Origin of the sequence: Hyalangium sp., from assembly GCF_035629615.1 — a bacterium.
Taxonomy (GTDB): domain Bacteria; phylum Myxococcota; class Myxococcia; order Myxococcales; family Myxococcaceae; genus Hyalangium.
Window position 1 is genome coordinate 1 of record NZ_DASPHO010000312.1, and the last position, 14,372, is coordinate 14,372.

Annotated in this window: 16 protein-coding genes; 9 read left to right on the top strand and 7 right to left on the bottom strand. The window is 68.3% G+C overall.

Features of this window, described 5'->3' with window-relative positions:
- Together VD972_RS15825 and VD972_RS15830 are read right to left on the bottom strand one after the other, a co-directional pair.
- Window positions 1–593, bottom strand: a 593-nt coding sequence (locus tag VD972_RS15825) for a fatty acid desaturase (protein WP_324987708.1), incomplete at its 3' end; no start/stop codon positions are given.
- A 24-nt stretch (window positions 594–617) separates the two neighbouring features.
- Entirely contained in the window at window positions 618–1,805 is a 1,188-nt protein-coding gene (locus VD972_RS15830) for a class I SAM-dependent methyltransferase (RefSeq protein WP_324987712.1), read from the bottom strand.
- Between the two features lie 181 nt (window positions 1,806–1,986).
- Between VD972_RS15830 and VD972_RS15835 the strand changes: the two genes are divergently transcribed.
- Both VD972_RS15835 and VD972_RS15840 read left to right on the top strand, forming a co-directional pair.
- The gene (locus tag VD972_RS15835) at window positions 1,987–3,192 is read left to right on the top strand and encodes an amidohydrolase family protein (protein ID WP_324987715.1); all 1,206 of its coding nucleotides are present in this window, start codon (window positions 1,987–1,989) and stop codon (window positions 3,190–3,192) included.
- A 27-nt stretch (window positions 3,193–3,219) separates the two neighbouring features.
- Window positions 3,220–4,113, top strand: a complete 894-nt coding sequence (locus tag VD972_RS15840; protein WP_324987718.1) for an alpha/beta fold hydrolase — start codon at window positions 3,220–3,222, stop codon at window positions 4,111–4,113.
- A 26-nt stretch (window positions 4,114–4,139) separates the two neighbouring features.
- On the opposite strand, the gene VD972_RS15845 is transcribed toward VD972_RS15840, so the two are convergent.
- From VD972_RS15845 to glgA, 4 genes are all read right to left on the bottom strand, one after another.
- On the bottom strand, window positions 4,140–4,391 hold the full coding sequence (locus VD972_RS15845; RefSeq protein WP_324987721.1) for a hypothetical protein: 252 nt from the start codon (window positions 4,389–4,391) through the stop codon (window positions 4,140–4,142).
- Window positions 4,392–4,479: 88 nt separating this feature from the next.
- Window positions 4,480–4,956: a hypothetical protein gene (locus VD972_RS15850; protein WP_324987724.1), complete on the bottom strand. Its 477-nt coding sequence runs from the start codon at window positions 4,954–4,956 to the stop codon at window positions 4,480–4,482.
- Window positions 4,956–5,876: a serine/threonine-protein kinase gene (locus VD972_RS15855; RefSeq protein WP_324987727.1), complete on the bottom strand. Its 921-nt coding sequence runs from the start codon at window positions 5,874–5,876 to the stop codon at window positions 4,956–4,958. Before VD972_RS15855 ends, VD972_RS15850 begins: the two co-directional genes overlap by 1 nt.
- A 33-nt stretch (window positions 5,877–5,909) precedes the next feature.
- Window positions 5,910–7,337 carry a glycogen synthase GlgA gene (gene glgA / locus VD972_RS15860; protein ID WP_324987730.1) on the bottom strand — a complete coding sequence of 476 codons (1,428 nt, stop codon included), beginning with the start codon at window positions 7,335–7,337 and terminating at the stop codon, window positions 5,910–5,912.
- Between the two features lie 96 nt (window positions 7,338–7,433).
- On the opposite strand from glgA, the gene pdxH reads away from it, so the two are divergent.
- Window positions 7,434–8,018 carry a pyridoxamine 5'-phosphate oxidase gene (gene pdxH, locus VD972_RS15865; RefSeq protein WP_324987733.1) on the top strand — a complete coding sequence of 195 codons (585 nt, stop codon included), beginning with the start codon at window positions 7,434–7,436 and terminating at the stop codon, window positions 8,016–8,018.
- Between the two features lie 46 nt (window positions 8,019–8,064).
- Here pdxH and VD972_RS15870 read toward each other — a convergent pair whose 3' ends face one another.
- Window positions 8,065–8,775 carry an SDR family oxidoreductase gene (locus tag VD972_RS15870; protein ID WP_324987736.1) on the bottom strand — a complete coding sequence of 237 codons (711 nt, stop codon included), beginning with the start codon at window positions 8,773–8,775 and terminating at the stop codon, window positions 8,065–8,067.
- Window positions 8,776–8,877: 102 nt separating this feature from the next.
- Between VD972_RS15870 and hemG the strand changes: the two genes are divergently transcribed.
- From hemG to VD972_RS15900, 6 genes are all read left to right on the top strand, one after another.
- Entirely contained in the window at window positions 8,878–10,251 is a 1,374-nt protein-coding gene (gene hemG / locus VD972_RS15875; protein ID WP_324987738.1) for a protoporphyrinogen oxidase, read from the top strand.
- A 19-nt stretch (window positions 10,252–10,270) separates the two neighbouring features.
- Entirely contained in the window at window positions 10,271–11,206 is a 936-nt protein-coding gene (locus VD972_RS15880) for a hypothetical protein (RefSeq protein ID WP_324987741.1), read from the top strand.
- 113 nt (window positions 11,207–11,319) lie between these two features.
- Window positions 11,320–12,345: an ABC transporter substrate-binding protein gene (locus VD972_RS15885; protein WP_324987744.1), complete on the top strand. Its 1,026-nt coding sequence runs from the start codon at window positions 11,320–11,322 to the stop codon at window positions 12,343–12,345.
- Window positions 12,346–12,569: 224 nt separating this feature from the next.
- Window positions 12,570–13,142 carry a sugar transferase gene (locus VD972_RS15890; protein WP_324987747.1) on the top strand — a complete coding sequence of 191 codons (573 nt, stop codon included), beginning with the start codon at window positions 12,570–12,572 and terminating at the stop codon, window positions 13,140–13,142.
- A complete protein-coding gene (locus VD972_RS15895; RefSeq protein WP_324987750.1) occupies window positions 13,139–14,194 on the top strand; it encodes a sensor histidine kinase in 1,056 nt (351 codons plus the stop codon). Before VD972_RS15890 ends, VD972_RS15895 begins: the two co-directional genes overlap by 4 nt.
- Window positions 14,191–14,372 (top strand): LytR/AlgR family response regulator transcription factor (locus VD972_RS15900; RefSeq protein WP_324987753.1); only part of this gene is annotated, 182 nt, incomplete at its 3' end. The genes VD972_RS15895 and VD972_RS15900, both read left to right, overlap by 4 nt.

A 14,372-nucleotide genomic window follows, 5' to 3' on the forward strand; every position in this document is an offset into this window, starting at 1 on the left:
TGCATCACCAGGGTGAGCAGATCAAACCAGTGCGAGGCCGTGCGGCGCGACGAGTCCATCAGACAGCGCGCCAAGTAGCGCCAGCTCGTGAACTGCAGGTTGAAGCAGTTGAGCGCGGTCATGGGCACCACGAACAGCCACTGCACCTTGTACCACAAGCGCCATGCCCCCCGGGCCTGCGCCACATCCGGCTCGGTGATGGCGAAGAAGGGCATCAGGTCCGAGTCGTCATCGAAGCCGATGACGTTGGGCGTGGGGTGGTGCACCGCCACGTGTTTGTTCCACCAGTAGCTGGCCGACGCCCCGAAGTAGAATGGATAGCCGAAGTAGGTGAGCGCCCGGTTCACCCAGCGCTTGTCGCTCGTCGTGTAGTGCGAGGAGGTGTGGGTGTTCGTGGCCACGCCGAGCGAACCCGTCGTGGAGATGAGCATCCCCAACCCCTTCATCGCCCAGCTCTCATTCAGGACGATGAGGATGATGCCTCCCAGAGACAGCGTCAGGTGGAACGCCAGCTCCAGCAGGATGCGCCCCGTCGGCTTGCGGTTCCAGCCTCGGGCGACGAACTCCTTGTTCAAGACAGACAATGCATGCACTTCGTGGCCTCCCAGTCAGTTCCATCATACGCGATGCATTGGCATTGGCGCTGTGTAGTCCTTCGTGAACAACACCTGGTACACAGCCGCGTCCGACGCCACGGCCGCGGCCACGCAGCACTGCAGGTAGTACTCCCACATGCGCATGAACGTCTTATCATAGCGCGTCGGCTCCAGCCGCCCCTGGTTTTGCAGGAAGCGCGTCAGCCAGTGCTTCGCCGTGGGGTAGTAGTGGCGGATGATGTTCTCCACGTCCCGGATGGCCAGCTGCTGCTGCTCCAGGTGGGTCGCCATCTCCGACAGCTTCACCTGCCCCGAGCCCGGGAAGATGTATTTCTGGATGAAGGGATCATGGTCATTCGTCGGGGCGTTGGCCCCCACGGCGTGCACCAACCCCAGCCCCTGAGGCGCCAGCGCGCGGGAGATGAGGGTGAAGTAGCGCGAGTACTCCTTGCGCGGCAGGTGCTCCATCATCCCCACGCTGACAATCTTGTCGAAGCGCCCCCGCAGCGTCGTGTGGTCGCGCAGCTCCAGGCGGATGCGAGACGACAGCCCCTGCCGGGCGATGTTCTCGTTGCCGCGCTCGCAGTGGCGCCGGCTGTTGGTGATGCCCACCCCCGTCACCCCGTAGTGCCGCGCCGCGTGCAAGAGCAGCCCGCCGAAGCCACAGCCAATGTCCAGGACGTGGTCCCCCTGCTTCATCTCCAGCTTGCGGCAGATGCGGTGCAGCTTGTTCTGCTGGAGCTGCTCCAGCGTGTCCCCCGGCGTCTGCTCGTAGCCGCACGAGTACGTCATCGTCTCGTCCAGGAAGGACTCGAACAGGTCATCCCCCAGGTCATAGTGGTGCTGCACGAAGCGCCACTGTCGGCTCGCCAGCAGGTTGACCGCCTGCACCCGCACCACCTGCAGCGCCGTGCGCAGATCCCCCCGCACCTTCCGGTCGAGGCGGTTGCGCAGCAGGATGGCCAGCAGCTCGTGCAGCGTGCCCTCCTCCACGCTGAAGTCCCCGTCCATGTACGCCTCGCCCATGCCCAGGTTCCCCTGGCTCAACACCCTCGCGAAGAAGCGCTCGTCTTGGATGCGCAGGGTGACGGTCGGGGTGCCTCCCGCCACGCCCGCCAGGAAGGTCTGGCCCCCTGAGAGCAACCGGACGGTCGCGTCGGTGACGTGGTGGTTGAGGATGCGCAGGAAGACTTCGCGTGCCAGGGCCATGGTTGTCTGGGAGTGGAACTCTTGGGGGAGTTATTGGAGGAGTGGATTGGTGCGGTATTCCCAACATTATCGCAAGAAGTCACTTGTGCATCTTCCTGCTTTTTCTGGGTAGTGGGCGGTGCTACGGTCGGGGTGCACCCCATCCCACGGACACCTCCCCCTACATCTGGCAGGAGCAGTCATGGCAAGGACCGGAACCAGAAGGGTCTTCGACAGCGACATCCACTGCGTCGAGCCGACGGACCTGTGGGACAGGTACATCGAGCCGAAGTACCGTGAGCGGGCGCCGAAGACGTCGGAGTTCGCGTTTCGCAACGCCGTCGTCTACATGGAGGTGGAGCAGCGGGTGATGCCGTGGTTCTCGCCGCGAATGCCGGACGGCAAGCCGCTGCCGGCGGTGCTACCGGCGCCGCAGATGCGGACCGCGCTGCGCCAGGCCATCGAGAACCGGCCCGAGGCGAAGGTGCTGGAGGCGCACCAGCAGGCGCGCTTCGCGGATGCGTCGCGCCGGGGCTGGTCCTCGGAGACGATCATCGAGGCGATGGACCGGGAGGGAGTGGAGAAGACGGTCGTCTTCCCCACCTCGGGGTTGCTGGTGATGGGAGTGGACGGGCTGGAGCCGGACTTCGCCAACGCGGTGGCGCGCGCGTACAACAACTGGTTGTATGACCTGGTGAAGGGGCACCCGGGCCGCCTGTACGGCGCGGCCATGCTGGCGCCGCACTCGGTGGAGGGGGCCATCCAGGAGGCGCACCGCGCCGTCAAGGAGTTGGGCTTCAAGGCCCTCTTCTTGCGCCCCAACCCCGTGGAGGGCCGGCAGTGGTACGATGCCGCCTACGAGCCGCTCTGGAAGACGTGCACCGAGCTGAATGTCCCCGTGGTGTTCCACGAGGGCGTGGGCGTGCACCAGCCGCAGGCGGGACAGCGCTTCGGCAGCAACATCTTCCTGCGCCATGTGGCGTGCCACTCGATGGAGATGATGTACGCGACGATGGCCTTCTGCGGTGGAGGCGTGCTGGCCCGCCACCCGGCGCTCCGCGTGGGCTTCTTCGAGGGCAACTGCAGTTGGGTGCCGTGGCTGCTGCACCGCATGGACGAGCACTGGGAAATCCAGCTCGGCGTCACCCACCAGGAGCTGCCTGAGCGCCCGAGCACCTACTTCAAGCGCCAGTGCCTCGTTACGGCGGAGGCGGACGAGGAGTTCGTCAAGCACGTGGTGGACCACATGGGGGCGGACAACATCGCCTTCTCCACGGACTGGCCGCACCCGGACTCTCGCTACCCCAAGGCGGTGTCGAGCTTCCTGGACATTGATCTGCCCGAGAGCGCCCGGCAAAGTATCCTCTGGGACAACTGCATGCGCTTCTACGGGCTGAAAGAGGGCTAGCCCAAGGGCCCCTGGGAGAACAGGACGATGGACACAGTCAAGGAGACGCTGAGCGTACCAGCGACGGACGGGTTCCGTCTGGCGGCGACGCTCTACCGCCCCGAGGGCGAGGAGGAGCGCCGGCCGGTGGTGCTCATCAACTCGGCGACGGGGGTGAAGCGGGCCGTGTACGACAAGTTCGCCCAGTACCTGGCAGCCCAGGGGCTGAACGTGCTCACCTACGACTATCGTGGCATCGGCGAGTCCCTGGCCGGCCCACTGCGCGAGCTGAAGGCGAGCATGCAGGAGTGGGGGACGAAGGACCTGGCGGGGGTGGTGGACTGGGTGGAGGGGCGCTTCCCCGGGCACCGGCTGCTGGTGGTGGGGCACAGCGTGGGTGGACAGATAGTGGGGCTCACGGACCGCAACCGCCGCATCTCAGCGATGCTGGCGGTGGGGGCACAGAGCGGCTACTGGAGGCACTGGTCCGGGCCACGGCGGTACGCGCTGGCCTTCCTGTGGAACGTGGCCATGCCCGCGGCATCGGGGCTGCTGGGCTACTTCCCCGCCAAGCGCATTGGCTTCGGGGAGAACCTGCCCGGGGGCGTGGCTCGCGAGTGGGCACGCTGGTGCCGCCACCCGGACTTCATCGTCGACGAGCAGGGGCAGCCGCTGCGCCCTCACTTCGACACCTTCGACAGGCCGGTGCTGGGCTACAGCTTCGAGGGCGACCCGTTCGCCCCTCGCGCCGCGGTGGAGGCGCTGCTCGGCTTCTACCGCAACGCGCCGAAGGAACACCGCCACGTGGCTCCCGCGGACGTGGGCGTCCGCGCCCTCGGCCACTTCCTCTGGACGAAGGACCGCTTCCGCGACTCGCTCTGGGAGCAGATGGCCTCCTGGCTGAAGCAGCAGAGTGAGGCCGCCCCCCAGGCGGCCGCCTAGCCGGCGAGCCCCTCAGGCTACCCGGGTCAATTCTCGAGAGCGTCAAAGGTGGAGAGGGGAATCTCCGAGGCCAGCGCTCGCATAGCCCGCTGGAAGTGCTCCTTGGGTACCACCACCGGCATTGGCTGGCCAGTGTCCGGGGTGAGCACGCGCAGTTCGTAGCGCGCGGCAGCCAGCGCTGCTTCGTATGAGTCCCCCTCCGAGTACGCCACGCGCGGCGCCCCGGAGCAAGCCGTCAGCAACACCAGGAACAGCGTGCCCCACTCTCGCAAGCTCATCGGGCACCTCCAGCCAGGGGTCGCATAACGCTCATGTCAGCCGCATCCAGAACCTTTGTCGCCCCACGCCAAAACCTGAGCCAAGTCCTCACTTCAGCACGGGCTCGGGAGGCGGCAGCCAGGGCAGTTGCATGGACCGCTCCACCCGGAAGGTCGCCCGTCGCTCCGTCCTCGGCCCGTATCGCAGCAACACCCCGCCGCTCAGCCGCACCTGATGAGAGAGGTGGGACACGCTCCCTTCGGAGCCCTGGCTGACGAGCGGGAAGGACACCTCCACCTCCTGCGCCCGCCCATCGTCTCCCAGCGGCACCTCCACCTGCTGCAGGCCCACGGCCAGCCGCCGCCCATCCACCGCCAGATCGAAGTCCACCCCAGTGAGCAGGGCGAGGTCCGAGGAGGGGTTGCGCACCTCCAGCTTCAGCGTGAGCAGGCCCGAGCCATCCGGGGCGAAGCGCAGATCCAGCGCCTCCACCCGCACGGCCGCATCAAAAGCCTCCGGCCGCCAGGGCACCCCGCGGCACCCCGCGAGCAGCAGCAAGCCCAGGACCGCCCCCAGCGCGCGCATCACCCGCCCAACAGAGGCCGCAGCGCTTCCACCGTGAGCGGCCAGCCGGAGCGCTGGGCCAGCGTCTCCAGCGCCTTGATGAACTCCGCGGCCGTCTGGAACCGGCGCGCCCTGTCCGCGAAGAGGGCCTTGCGGACCACCTGGGTGACATGATCCGGCAGGTCCAGCTTGAGGGAGGACAGCAGCGGCACCCGCGCGTCCCTCACTTTGATCGCCAGCTCCGCCTCGCCCGTCTCCTGCCCGTACAGGCGCCTGTTGGCGAACAGCTCCCAGAGCATGATCCCCACCGCGTACAGGTCCGTGCGCGTGTCCACTGGCTGCCCCAGCACCTGCTCCGGGCTCATGTAGGCCATGGTGCCGCGCAGTGCCCCCGCCTCGCCCTGCATCATCCCCTCCACCTCGGCCACGCCGAAGTCCGTGAGCTTCACGTCCCCCTGCACGCTGAGGAGGATGTTGTTGGGGTTGACGTCCCGGTGGATGATGTTGGCGCCGTTCTCCCCCACCTTCGCGCGGTGGAGGTAGTCCAGCGCCTTGAGGACGCACCAGACGATGTAGCAGGAGGCCTCGGGCGGCATCGCCGTCCCCACCTGCCGGAGCAGGCCCTGCATGAACCCCAGCGTCCGGCCGCTCACCAGCTCCTGCACCATCAGGTAGTCCTGGCCCGCCTTGAAGAGGCGGAACGTCCGGACGATGTTGGGGTGGCGCAGGCGCACGGTGAGCTTCGCCTCGTCCACGAAGGCCTTCACGTAGGCGGCGTCCCCCCGGAACGAGGGGTGGAGCCGCTTGAGGACGACTTCCTCGGGCTCGCCGGGGGAGCGCTGCGTCGTGGGCTTGGCGCGGGCCTGGTACACCTCGGCCATCCCGCCTACCGCCAGGCGGCCCACGACTTCATACCCTCCCAGCTCCGACGCTTCCGCCACGATCTTGAGCCTACCGTGCCTGACCCCGCCCTACTATTCCTTGAGCAGGGAAGAGAAGAGACTTTCATACCTGCGCGCCGAGCCCGTCCAGGAGAAATCCCGCCGCATCCCCCGGAGGCGGAACCCCTCCAGGCGCTGGGGATCCGCGTAGAGCGCCAGCCCCCGGCGCATGGCCGCCAGGAGCGCCGCGGGGTGGAAGGCCTCGAAGAGGATGCCGTTGCCCTCCAGGCCTCCCTCCACCGTGTCCACCAGCCCTCCCGTGGCCCGGACAATGGGCACCGTGCCGTACCTCAGAGAGTACATCTGGTTGAGGCCACACGGCTCGTACCGGCTGGGCATCAGGAAGAAGTCCGACCCCGCCTCCACCAGGTGGGACAGCGCCTTGTTGAACCCGATGTACACGCTGACCTGCTTCGGGAAGCGCGCCTGGAGCGCCCGCAGGCCGTCCTCGTAGTGCCCCTCGCCGCTGCCCACGGCCACGAAGCGGATGTCCGCCTGGAGCGCGGTGGGCAGCACCTCCAGCAGCAGATCAATTCCCTTCTGCCACGCGAGCCGGGTGACGACGCCGAACACCGGCGCGTCTCCTTCCGGCAGCCCCGCCTGCTTCAGCAGCTCGCGCTTGCAGACCGCCTTGCCGCTCATGTCCTCCGCGCTGTAGAGCGCCGGCAGCTGCGTGTCCGTGGCCGGATCCCACTCGTGCGTGTCGATGCCGTTGAGGATGCCGGTGAGCCGCCCCTGGTGCCGTCGCAGCAGCCCGTCCATGTTGCTGCCCAGCTCCGGCGTCTGGATCTCCCGAGCGTAGGTGGGAGAGACGGTGGTGATGGCGTCCGAGAACGTCAGCCCCCCCTTGAGGAAGTTCACCGTGTCGTGGAACTCGATGCCGTGGTGCGAGGTGAACAGCTCCCATGGCAGCCCCAGCTCCCCCATGACGTGCTTCCCGAACTGCCCTTGGTAGGCCAGGTTGTGGATCGTCATCACGCTGCGAGCGTGCGCCAGCGGGGAGCCCTGGAAGCCGGTCTGCAGCGCCACCGCCGCCAGCCCCGTCTGCCAGTCGTTCAGGTGGATGATGTCCGGGATGAAGCGCAACCGCTGGGCCGCCTGGAGCGCCCCCACGCTCAGGTAGGCGAAGCGCAGGGGGTTGTCGCCGAACTCGCCGAACGCATCCCCGTAGAGGCCGGTCCGGCCGAAGAAGCGCGCGTTCTCCAGGAAGAGCACCTCGTGGCGCGGAGAGATGCGGGCGGAGAGGATGGGCCCGCTCTCCTCGCCGAAGGGGAAGCGCACGTGGATCGAGTGCCCCGTCGGCGTCAGCCGAGGATCCCGCACCTCCGCGTAGCGCGGTGTGACAACCTTGACGTCATGGCCGAGCTCGGCGAGCGCCCCAGGCAGGGCTCCGGCCACGTCCCCGAGGCCGCCCGTCTTGGAGAAGGGAGCGACCTCCGAGGCGATGAACAGGATCTTCATTTCCCGAACCATGCCGTGTGGGGCCTGTGAGTCAACCTTAAGAAGGTGCCCGAGGACAGTCTTCCCTCGGTGGGGGAGATTGTTAGGGTGAGTGCCATGGAACTGCCCCAGGATCCCATCAAGCGCTTTGCCATCCTCTACGATCAGGCCAAGAAGGCCATCCCCGTGGACCCGAACGCCATGGTCGTCGCCTCGGTGGGTGAGGACGGCCGCCCATCCTCGCGCGTAGTGCTGCTCAAGGACTTCGATGAGCGCGGCTTCGTCTTCTTCACCAACTTCGAGAGCCGCAAGGGGCGGGAGCTGCTAGGCCAGCCCGTCGCGGCGCTCCTCTTCTACTGGGCGCCGCTGGAGCGGCAGGTGCGGATCGAAGGGCGCGTGGAGACTGTCACCCAGGAGGAAGCGGATGCGTACTTCCAGAGCCGAGTGCGGGGCAGCCAGATCGGCGCGTGGGCCAGTCTCCAGAGCCAGCCGCTGCCCTCGCGCCAGCTGCTGGAGGCCCGGGTGGAGGCCCTCACCCGCCAGCATGAGGGCAAGCCGGTGCCTCGTCCTCCCCACTGGTTGGGCTTCCGGGTGGTCCCGGACCGCATCGAGTTCTGGCATGCCCGCCCCAGCCGGCTGCACGAGCGCATCCTCTACGTGCGCGACAGCAACGGCTGGAGCACCGAGCTCCTCTACCCGTGAGCGACGGCCGCTCGGCCGGCCCCGAGGCCAACACCGAGGCCAACACCTACCAGGGCAGCTCCTTGCCCAGGTAGTCCATGAACCGGCCGCTGCTGGCCAGGGTGAGATCGTCGATCACCCGCAGCATGCCCTGGACGGACTCCTCCACGCGGGTGGGCGCCATCTTGCCGCCCAGGTCCGTCTGCACCCAGCCGGGGTTGATGACGGCGGTGATGAGCCCCTGCTCGCGGTAGTCCACGGCCATGGTCCGCATCCCCGCGTTCAGCGCGGCCTTGGACATGCGGTAGCTGTAGGCCCCTCCCGCGAAGCCATAGACGCCGGCGGGCGTGTTGTCGGCGAACGAGGCCATGCGCGAAGTCAGGTGGACGATCTTGCGCGTACCCCCCCTCAGCACCAGAGGGAGCATCGCAGCGGACAGGCGCATGGGGCCTATGGCGTTGGTCTCCATCACGTCACTCATGTCGTCGAAGTCCGTGTCGACGAGCGGGTTCCACTTCCCGCCGATCCCCGCGTTGTTGATGAGGACGTCCACCGGCCCCTCGCCCACGATGATGGCGAAGGTTCGGACACTGGTGGCGTTGGTCACATCGAGTGGATGAATGCGCAGGCGAGCACCGGCTTCGCGTCCCAGGGAGGCAAGCTGCCGAGCCTCCGCGGGCACACGAGCTCCAGCTTCAACGGTGTCGCCACGAGCGAGAAGTTGTCGGACAAATTCGAGACCAATCCCGCGACTGGCCCCCGAGATGGCGTAGCGCATGGATCTATTAAGAACCTTCGCTGCCTGTAGGTTCAACCCATGGGAGTGTTGACCCGAGGCACCTACACGGAGCAAAGAATTCCCTGATCAGGGAGCGACGGAATGACGGTTATCGCTGTTATCGGCGGAGGTATCACCGGCCTGGCGCTGGCCCACCGCTTACGGTTTCGCGGCAAGGATGCGGTCCTGCTGGAAGCCGGATCAAGGCTCGGCGGGTGTATCGAAACGAGGCAACGTGGTGGGTTCATCACGGAGATAGGACCTAACAGCTTCCTTGATCGGGAGCCGGCGACGCGCGAGCTGGCGGCGAGCGTGGGCGTGGAGGATCGGATCAGGACGGCGGATCCGGCGGCGAAGGCGCGCTACGTGTACACGCGCGGGAGGCTGCGCTCGGTGCCCGCATCTCCGCCGGCGTTCCTGAAGTCGACCATCCTCCCGCTGGGCGTGCGCCTCCGGGTGGTGGCGGAGCTCTTCACGGGCCCCGCGCCCCAGGGTGTGGACGAGTCGCTGGGGGCCTTCGGCCGGCGGCACCTGGGGCATGGAGCGACGGAGGTGCTGCTGGACGCGGTGCAGACCGGCATCTACGCGGGAGACATGGAGGCGCTGAGCGTGGGCGCCACCTTCCCGCAGCTGACGAAGCTGGAGCGCGAGCACCGCAGCCTGATCCTCGGGGCCATCCGCACGCAGAAGGCGCAGCGCAAGGCGCTCCCGGCGGGCGCGGGGGGCTCGGAGAAGCTGCGCGGCGCGCTGTGCACCTTCGACGGGGGCCTGCAGACGCTGGTGGACGGGCTGGCGCGGGCGCTGGGGCCGGCGGCGCACATGGGCGCGAAGGTGGAGGGGCTCCAGCGCGGCAACGAAGGCTGGCGCGTCTCAGTGACGGAGAACGGGCGGCAGGCGGAGCTGCTCGCCTCGCAGGTGGTGCTGGCCACGCCGGCGTATGTGACTGCGGGGCTGGTGCGGCCGCTGGACGAGCAGCTCTCGGCGCTGGTGGAGGGCATTGCCTATGCCCCTATCGCGGTGGTGAACCTGGGGTTCGAGCCGGGCAGCACGCCACCGCCGGACGGCTTCGGCTTCCTGGTGCCGGGCCTGGAGAAGCGGCGACTGCTGGGCGCCATCCACGTCTCTACGGTGTTCCCCTTCCGCGCCGAGGGCGGACGGGTCCTCTACACCTGCATGGTGGGCGGGGCGCGGCGGCCCGAGCTGGTGAAGCTGGACGAGGAGGCGCTGGTAGCGCTCGCGCGGGAGGAGCTGAAGGAGCTGGCGGGAGTGACGACGAGCCCGAGCTTTACGGAGGTGATCCGCTGGACTCGGGGCATTCCCCAGTACAACGTGGGGCACCTGGGGCGGGTCGCGTCCATTGACGCGGCGCTGGCGCGGCTGCCGGGGTTGCACCTGGCCGGCAACGCGTTCAAGGGCGTGGGGATCAACGACTGCATCCGCAACGCCTTCGCGCTGGGCGACGCGCTGGCGGCCTGACACGCGCCCGGGGAACAAGATGCGCCACGGACGCCTCGCACTTCTCTGGGTAGGGCTGCTGCTGGGGAGCGTGGCGGCCGGGAAGTCCGCACCGAAGACCGGGTCGGCGAAGAAGTTCGTCAGCGAGACGGCGCTGAAGGACCTCGAGTGTGTCACCCGGTGGGAGCAGATCTGCACGGCGGATCAGGCGCGGCAGCACCGGCTCGAGGTCTCTCGCAGCAAGGTGAAGTATCTGGCCTCGCCGGACAGTGACGTCGAGTACGCGATCATCGGCCGGAGCCGGAAGGTGCTCCAGCTGGCGACGCCGGGCAGCCGCCGGGCGGTGGCCACCCTGAAGCTGGAGAAGGACACAGCGCTCTACAAGGGCCCGGACAACACCTCCAGCAAGTGCAGACTCCCGAACTGCGCCGAGGTGCCGGAGTGCGCTCTTCCCGAGCAGAGCGTCACTGTCCGGTTCGTCAGCGAGACGCGCCTGTCTCAGCGCCTGCGGGAGCTCATGCCCCTGGTCCCGGAGAAGACGTGTCCCGAAGCGAAGCTCGAGTACACCCCACCCAAGGCGGGGGAGCTCTGCCTGAACACCCGCAAGCCCTACGCACCTCCCGCGGGGCCCGCGCGGAAGAAGCCCCCCGTGAGCATCGACTCGCAGTCCCTTCGGCTCTTCCTCTCGAGCGACGAGCGCATGCTCCTCAACAACGAGTCGAAGCCGCTCCTCGAGGCCGTGCAGGCCTTCTACACGTCTCGGCTCGCGCGCAACGCCAAGGCCCGGGGCTCGCTGACGGTCCGCCTGCAGTTCCCCCAGGGCGGCAAGAAGCCCGAGGTCTACGTGCAGAAGGACGAGCCCCGCGACGCGAACCTCACCGCGTGCCTGAGCGCGGCCCTGCGCTCCAAGAAGCTGTTCCCGTGGCGCCCTTCCCAGGTCACAGACCTGGAGCTCTCCTTCGTCTTCGCGCCTTGAGGGCTGGCCGCGTATGCTCGGCCTTGCAGGACCTCCTGGGTCAACCTCGCTGGCGAGCGCAGGGGCGCGTCGCTCCGAGACTCATGAGCTTTCACCTGTCAGTGGGAGGAGACATGAACAAGGCGTGTTGGGTGGGCGTGCTGTGCGCAGTTTCAGTCTGGGCGGGCTGCACCCGGGAGAAGACGGAGCCTGCGGCGGCAGGGCAGACCGGGAGCACGACGACCGCTGCGAAGCCAGCTCCCGCCAAGGTGAAGCTGGCGCTCGACTGGATCCCCGAGCCTCAGTTCGGCGGCTTCTATGCTGCGCGTGAGAGCGGAGCCTATGCCCGCCACGGGCTGGAGGTGGAGGTGCTGGGAGGCGGCGCCGGGGCTCCCGTGGCGCAGATGGTGGCCACGGGCCAGGTGGAGTTCGGCACCACCGGCGCGGATGCGGTGCTGATCGCCCGCGCCCGAGGCGTGGATCTGGTGCCGCTGTTCGCCGTGTACCAGACAACGCCGCACGCCATCATGGCCCACGCCTCCCGAGGGGCCACGACGCTGGCGCAGGTGTTCTCCAGCGGCACGGTGGCAATGGAGCCGGGCCTGGCCTACGCGCTCTTCCTGAAGAAGAAGTACGGCTTCGACAAGGTGAAGGTCGTTCCCTATGACGGCGGAGTGGCGCGCTTCCTGGCGGACAAGGCGTTCGCCCAGCAGTGCTTCCTCACCTCCGAGCCGCTCGCCGCCCGGAAGCAGGGCGCCGACCCGGTCATCTTCAAGGTGGCAGACGAGGGCTTCAACCCCTACGCCACGGTGGTGGTGACGCGCAGAGAGCTCCTCAAGAGCTCGCCCGAGCGCGTGCGCGCCTTCGTCCAGGCCGTGCGCGAGGGGTGGCGCTCCTACCTGGACAACCCCAAGGCGACCAACGACCTCATGGCGAAGCTCAACACCACCATGGATGCGGAGACCTTCGCCGCGAGCGCCGAGGCGCAGGAGCCGCTCATCGAGACCCCCGAGACGAAAGCGAAGGGGCTGGGCGTCATGAGCCGCGAGCGCTGGGAGACGCTGGGCCAGCAGCTCGTGGAGTTGGGCTTGATCGACAAGGCTCCCCCCGTGGACGAGTACCTGCTGCCGGAGTTCATGGGTGCCGCGGCCCGCGAGTGAGCCGGGCCCGTCTCCAGTGACCGCTCACCCCCTGCCCGCGACCGCTCGGCCTCTTGCCGGCCACGTCGGAGCCAGCCGGCATCATTCTCACTCCATCACGCCGTCCCGGAGTGAGCCATGACCTCGATCTCGACGCCTCTGCTGATCCTCTGTGCCGTCCTCCTCTTTCCGTTGGTGCTCGCGGGCTCCATCGTGCTCGACCTGACCGAGGCGGAGGTCTCCCCGTGAAGACCAAGCGCCTGCTGGATCTGGCCTTGCTGCTGCCGCTGATGCCCTTCTTCGGGCTGGCGGTGGGGGTGCTTGCCCTGGCCGTGCTCATCATGGATGGCCGGCCCGTGTTCTTCACCCAGCCCCGTCTGGGCCAGGGGCGCCGCGTGTTCCGCATCCTCAAGCTGCGCACCATGACGTGCGAGCCGGACATGCGAGCCCGGCGTCCCACCCGGCTCGGGAACCTGCTGCGCCACCACGGCCTGGACGAGCTGCCCCAGCTCTTCAACGTCCTCATCGGTGACATGAGCCTCGTGGGCCCTCGTCCCCTCACGCCCGAGGATGCGGAGCGCCTGGTCGCCGCGCACCCTCCCCTGGCCGCCCGCTTCGAGGTGCCTCCGGGCATCACCGGGCTGGCCCAGGTGTGCCAGGCGCGAGGGGCGGCCCTCACGGCCCAGCTCGATGCCGAGTATGCTCGAACCTGGAGCGCCTCCGTGGACATCCGCATCCTCTTCCGCACCACCTGGATCAACCTCGTCGGCAAGCGCCGGGGTGCGCGCCCGCTGCCGCCTCACCTCGCTCCGCGATGATTGGAATCCCGGAAGGCTCCATCGTCCGCGCGACGCTGCGCGCCCTCGTCGCTCCCAAGCGGCTGGTGCCCATCCTGCTGGTCGCGGCGTCGCTCGTGTTTGCCCAAGGCCGGTTCAGCCGGGATCCCCTGGCCGTTCCCCTGGGCATCATGCTGTGCCTGCTCTTCGTGGCGGCCGCCCCCGTCTCCTACCGCGTGCTCTTCCCCGAGGGCCTCGACTTCAGCCATGGCGGCGTGCGGCTGGTGCTCTACGGAGCGATGGGCAGCGGCGTGGTGCTCTCCTCCGGCTACGTCCTGCCGAAGCTGCTGCACATGGGGCCCACCTTCCTCACCCAGCCGGTGAACCTCGCCGTCTGTGGTGCCCTCTACCTGGTGGGCGGTTGGGGCCTCGGCCGGGACATTGACTTCGAGGAGTCGCTGGCCAAAGAGCGCGCTCGGGCCACGCGGCTCGAGCTGGAGGCCGAGCAGGCTCAGCTCCTGGCGCTGCGAAGCCACCTGGATCCGCACTTCCTCTTCAACACACTGAACGCCATCGCCGAGTGGTGCCGCACGGACGGCGCCGTGGCCGAGACCGCCGTGCTCCGGCTGTCCGCCATGCTGCGCAGCGTGCTGGCGGGGGTGCGCAGCGCGACGTGGCCGATGGAGCGCGAGCTGGATCTGCTGCGCACCCTGTTCGAGCTCCACCTGCTGCGGGACCCGGAGCTGTTCCAGCTGTCGTTCGAGGTGGCGCCCGGGTTGGGCGAGGTGCCGGTGCCACCGCTCATGCTGCTGCCGCTGGCGGAGAACGCAGTGAAGCACGGACCGGCGGCAGGGCATCGCGGGCACATCTCACTGGCGCTGGTCGTACGAGAGCACGAGCTGGTCTTCACAGTGGAGAACCCGGGGGCCTCGAAAGGTCCACGGCCGGGCAGCACGGGCCTGCCGACGGTGGAGCGCCGGCTCGCCCTGGCCTACGGTGGGGCCGCGCGGCTCTCCTTGGAGAGTGCCGAGGGCCGCACCCGTGTCACCGTCACCCTGCCCCGCTCGGGCCCATTGCTGGGAGTCCTCACGTGAGCCAGTCCCTGCGTGTCCTCATCGCCGATGACGAGCTGCTCGCCCGCAAGCGCCTGTCCCGCCTGCTGGCCGCCTTCCCGGATGTGGAGCTGTGCGGCGAGGCCGCGGACGGAGAGGCCGTCCTCACCGCCGTGCGCGCCGGAGGCGTGGACGTGGTGCTGCTGGACATCCAGATGCC

Excerpts from the sequence above, each read along its gene's own strand:
- VD972_RS15845 (WP_324987721.1), bottom strand. The coding sequence starts at position 4,391 with ATGAGCTTGCGAGAGTGGGGCACGCTGTTCCTGGTGTTGCTGACGGCT.
- VD972_RS15885 (WP_324987744.1), top strand. The coding sequence starts at position 11,320 with ATGAACAAGGCGTGTTGGGTGGGCGTGCTGTGCGCAGTTTCAGTCTGG.
- pdxH (WP_324987733.1), top strand. The coding sequence starts at position 7,434 with ATGGAACTGCCCCAGGATCCCATCAAGCGCTTTGCCATCCTCTACGAT.
- VD972_RS15830 (WP_324987712.1), bottom strand. The coding sequence starts at position 1,805 with ATGGCCCTGGCACGCGAAGTCTTCCTGCGCATCCTCAACCACCACGTC.
- VD972_RS15895 (WP_324987750.1), top strand. The coding sequence starts at position 13,139 with ATGATTGGAATCCCGGAAGGCTCCATCGTCCGCGCGACGCTGCGCGCC.
- VD972_RS15880 (WP_324987741.1), top strand. The coding sequence starts at position 10,271 with ATGCGCCACGGACGCCTCGCACTTCTCTGGGTAGGGCTGCTGCTGGGG.
- glgA (WP_324987730.1), bottom strand. The coding sequence starts at position 7,337 with ATGAAGATCCTGTTCATCGCCTCGGAGGTCGCTCCCTTCTCCAAGACG.
- hemG (WP_324987738.1), top strand. The coding sequence starts at position 8,878 with ATGACGGTTATCGCTGTTATCGGCGGAGGTATCACCGGCCTGGCGCTG.
- VD972_RS15835 (WP_324987715.1), top strand. The coding sequence starts at position 1,987 with ATGGCAAGGACCGGAACCAGAAGGGTCTTCGACAGCGACATCCACTGC.
- VD972_RS15870 (WP_324987736.1), bottom strand. The coding sequence starts at position 8,775 with ATGCGCTACGCCATCTCGGGGGCCAGTCGCGGGATTGGTCTCGAATTT.
- VD972_RS15850 (WP_324987724.1), bottom strand. The coding sequence starts at position 4,956 with ATGCGCGCGCTGGGGGCGGTCCTGGGCTTGCTGCTGCTCGCGGGGTGC.
- VD972_RS15840 (WP_324987718.1), top strand. The coding sequence starts at position 3,220 with ATGGACACAGTCAAGGAGACGCTGAGCGTACCAGCGACGGACGGGTTC.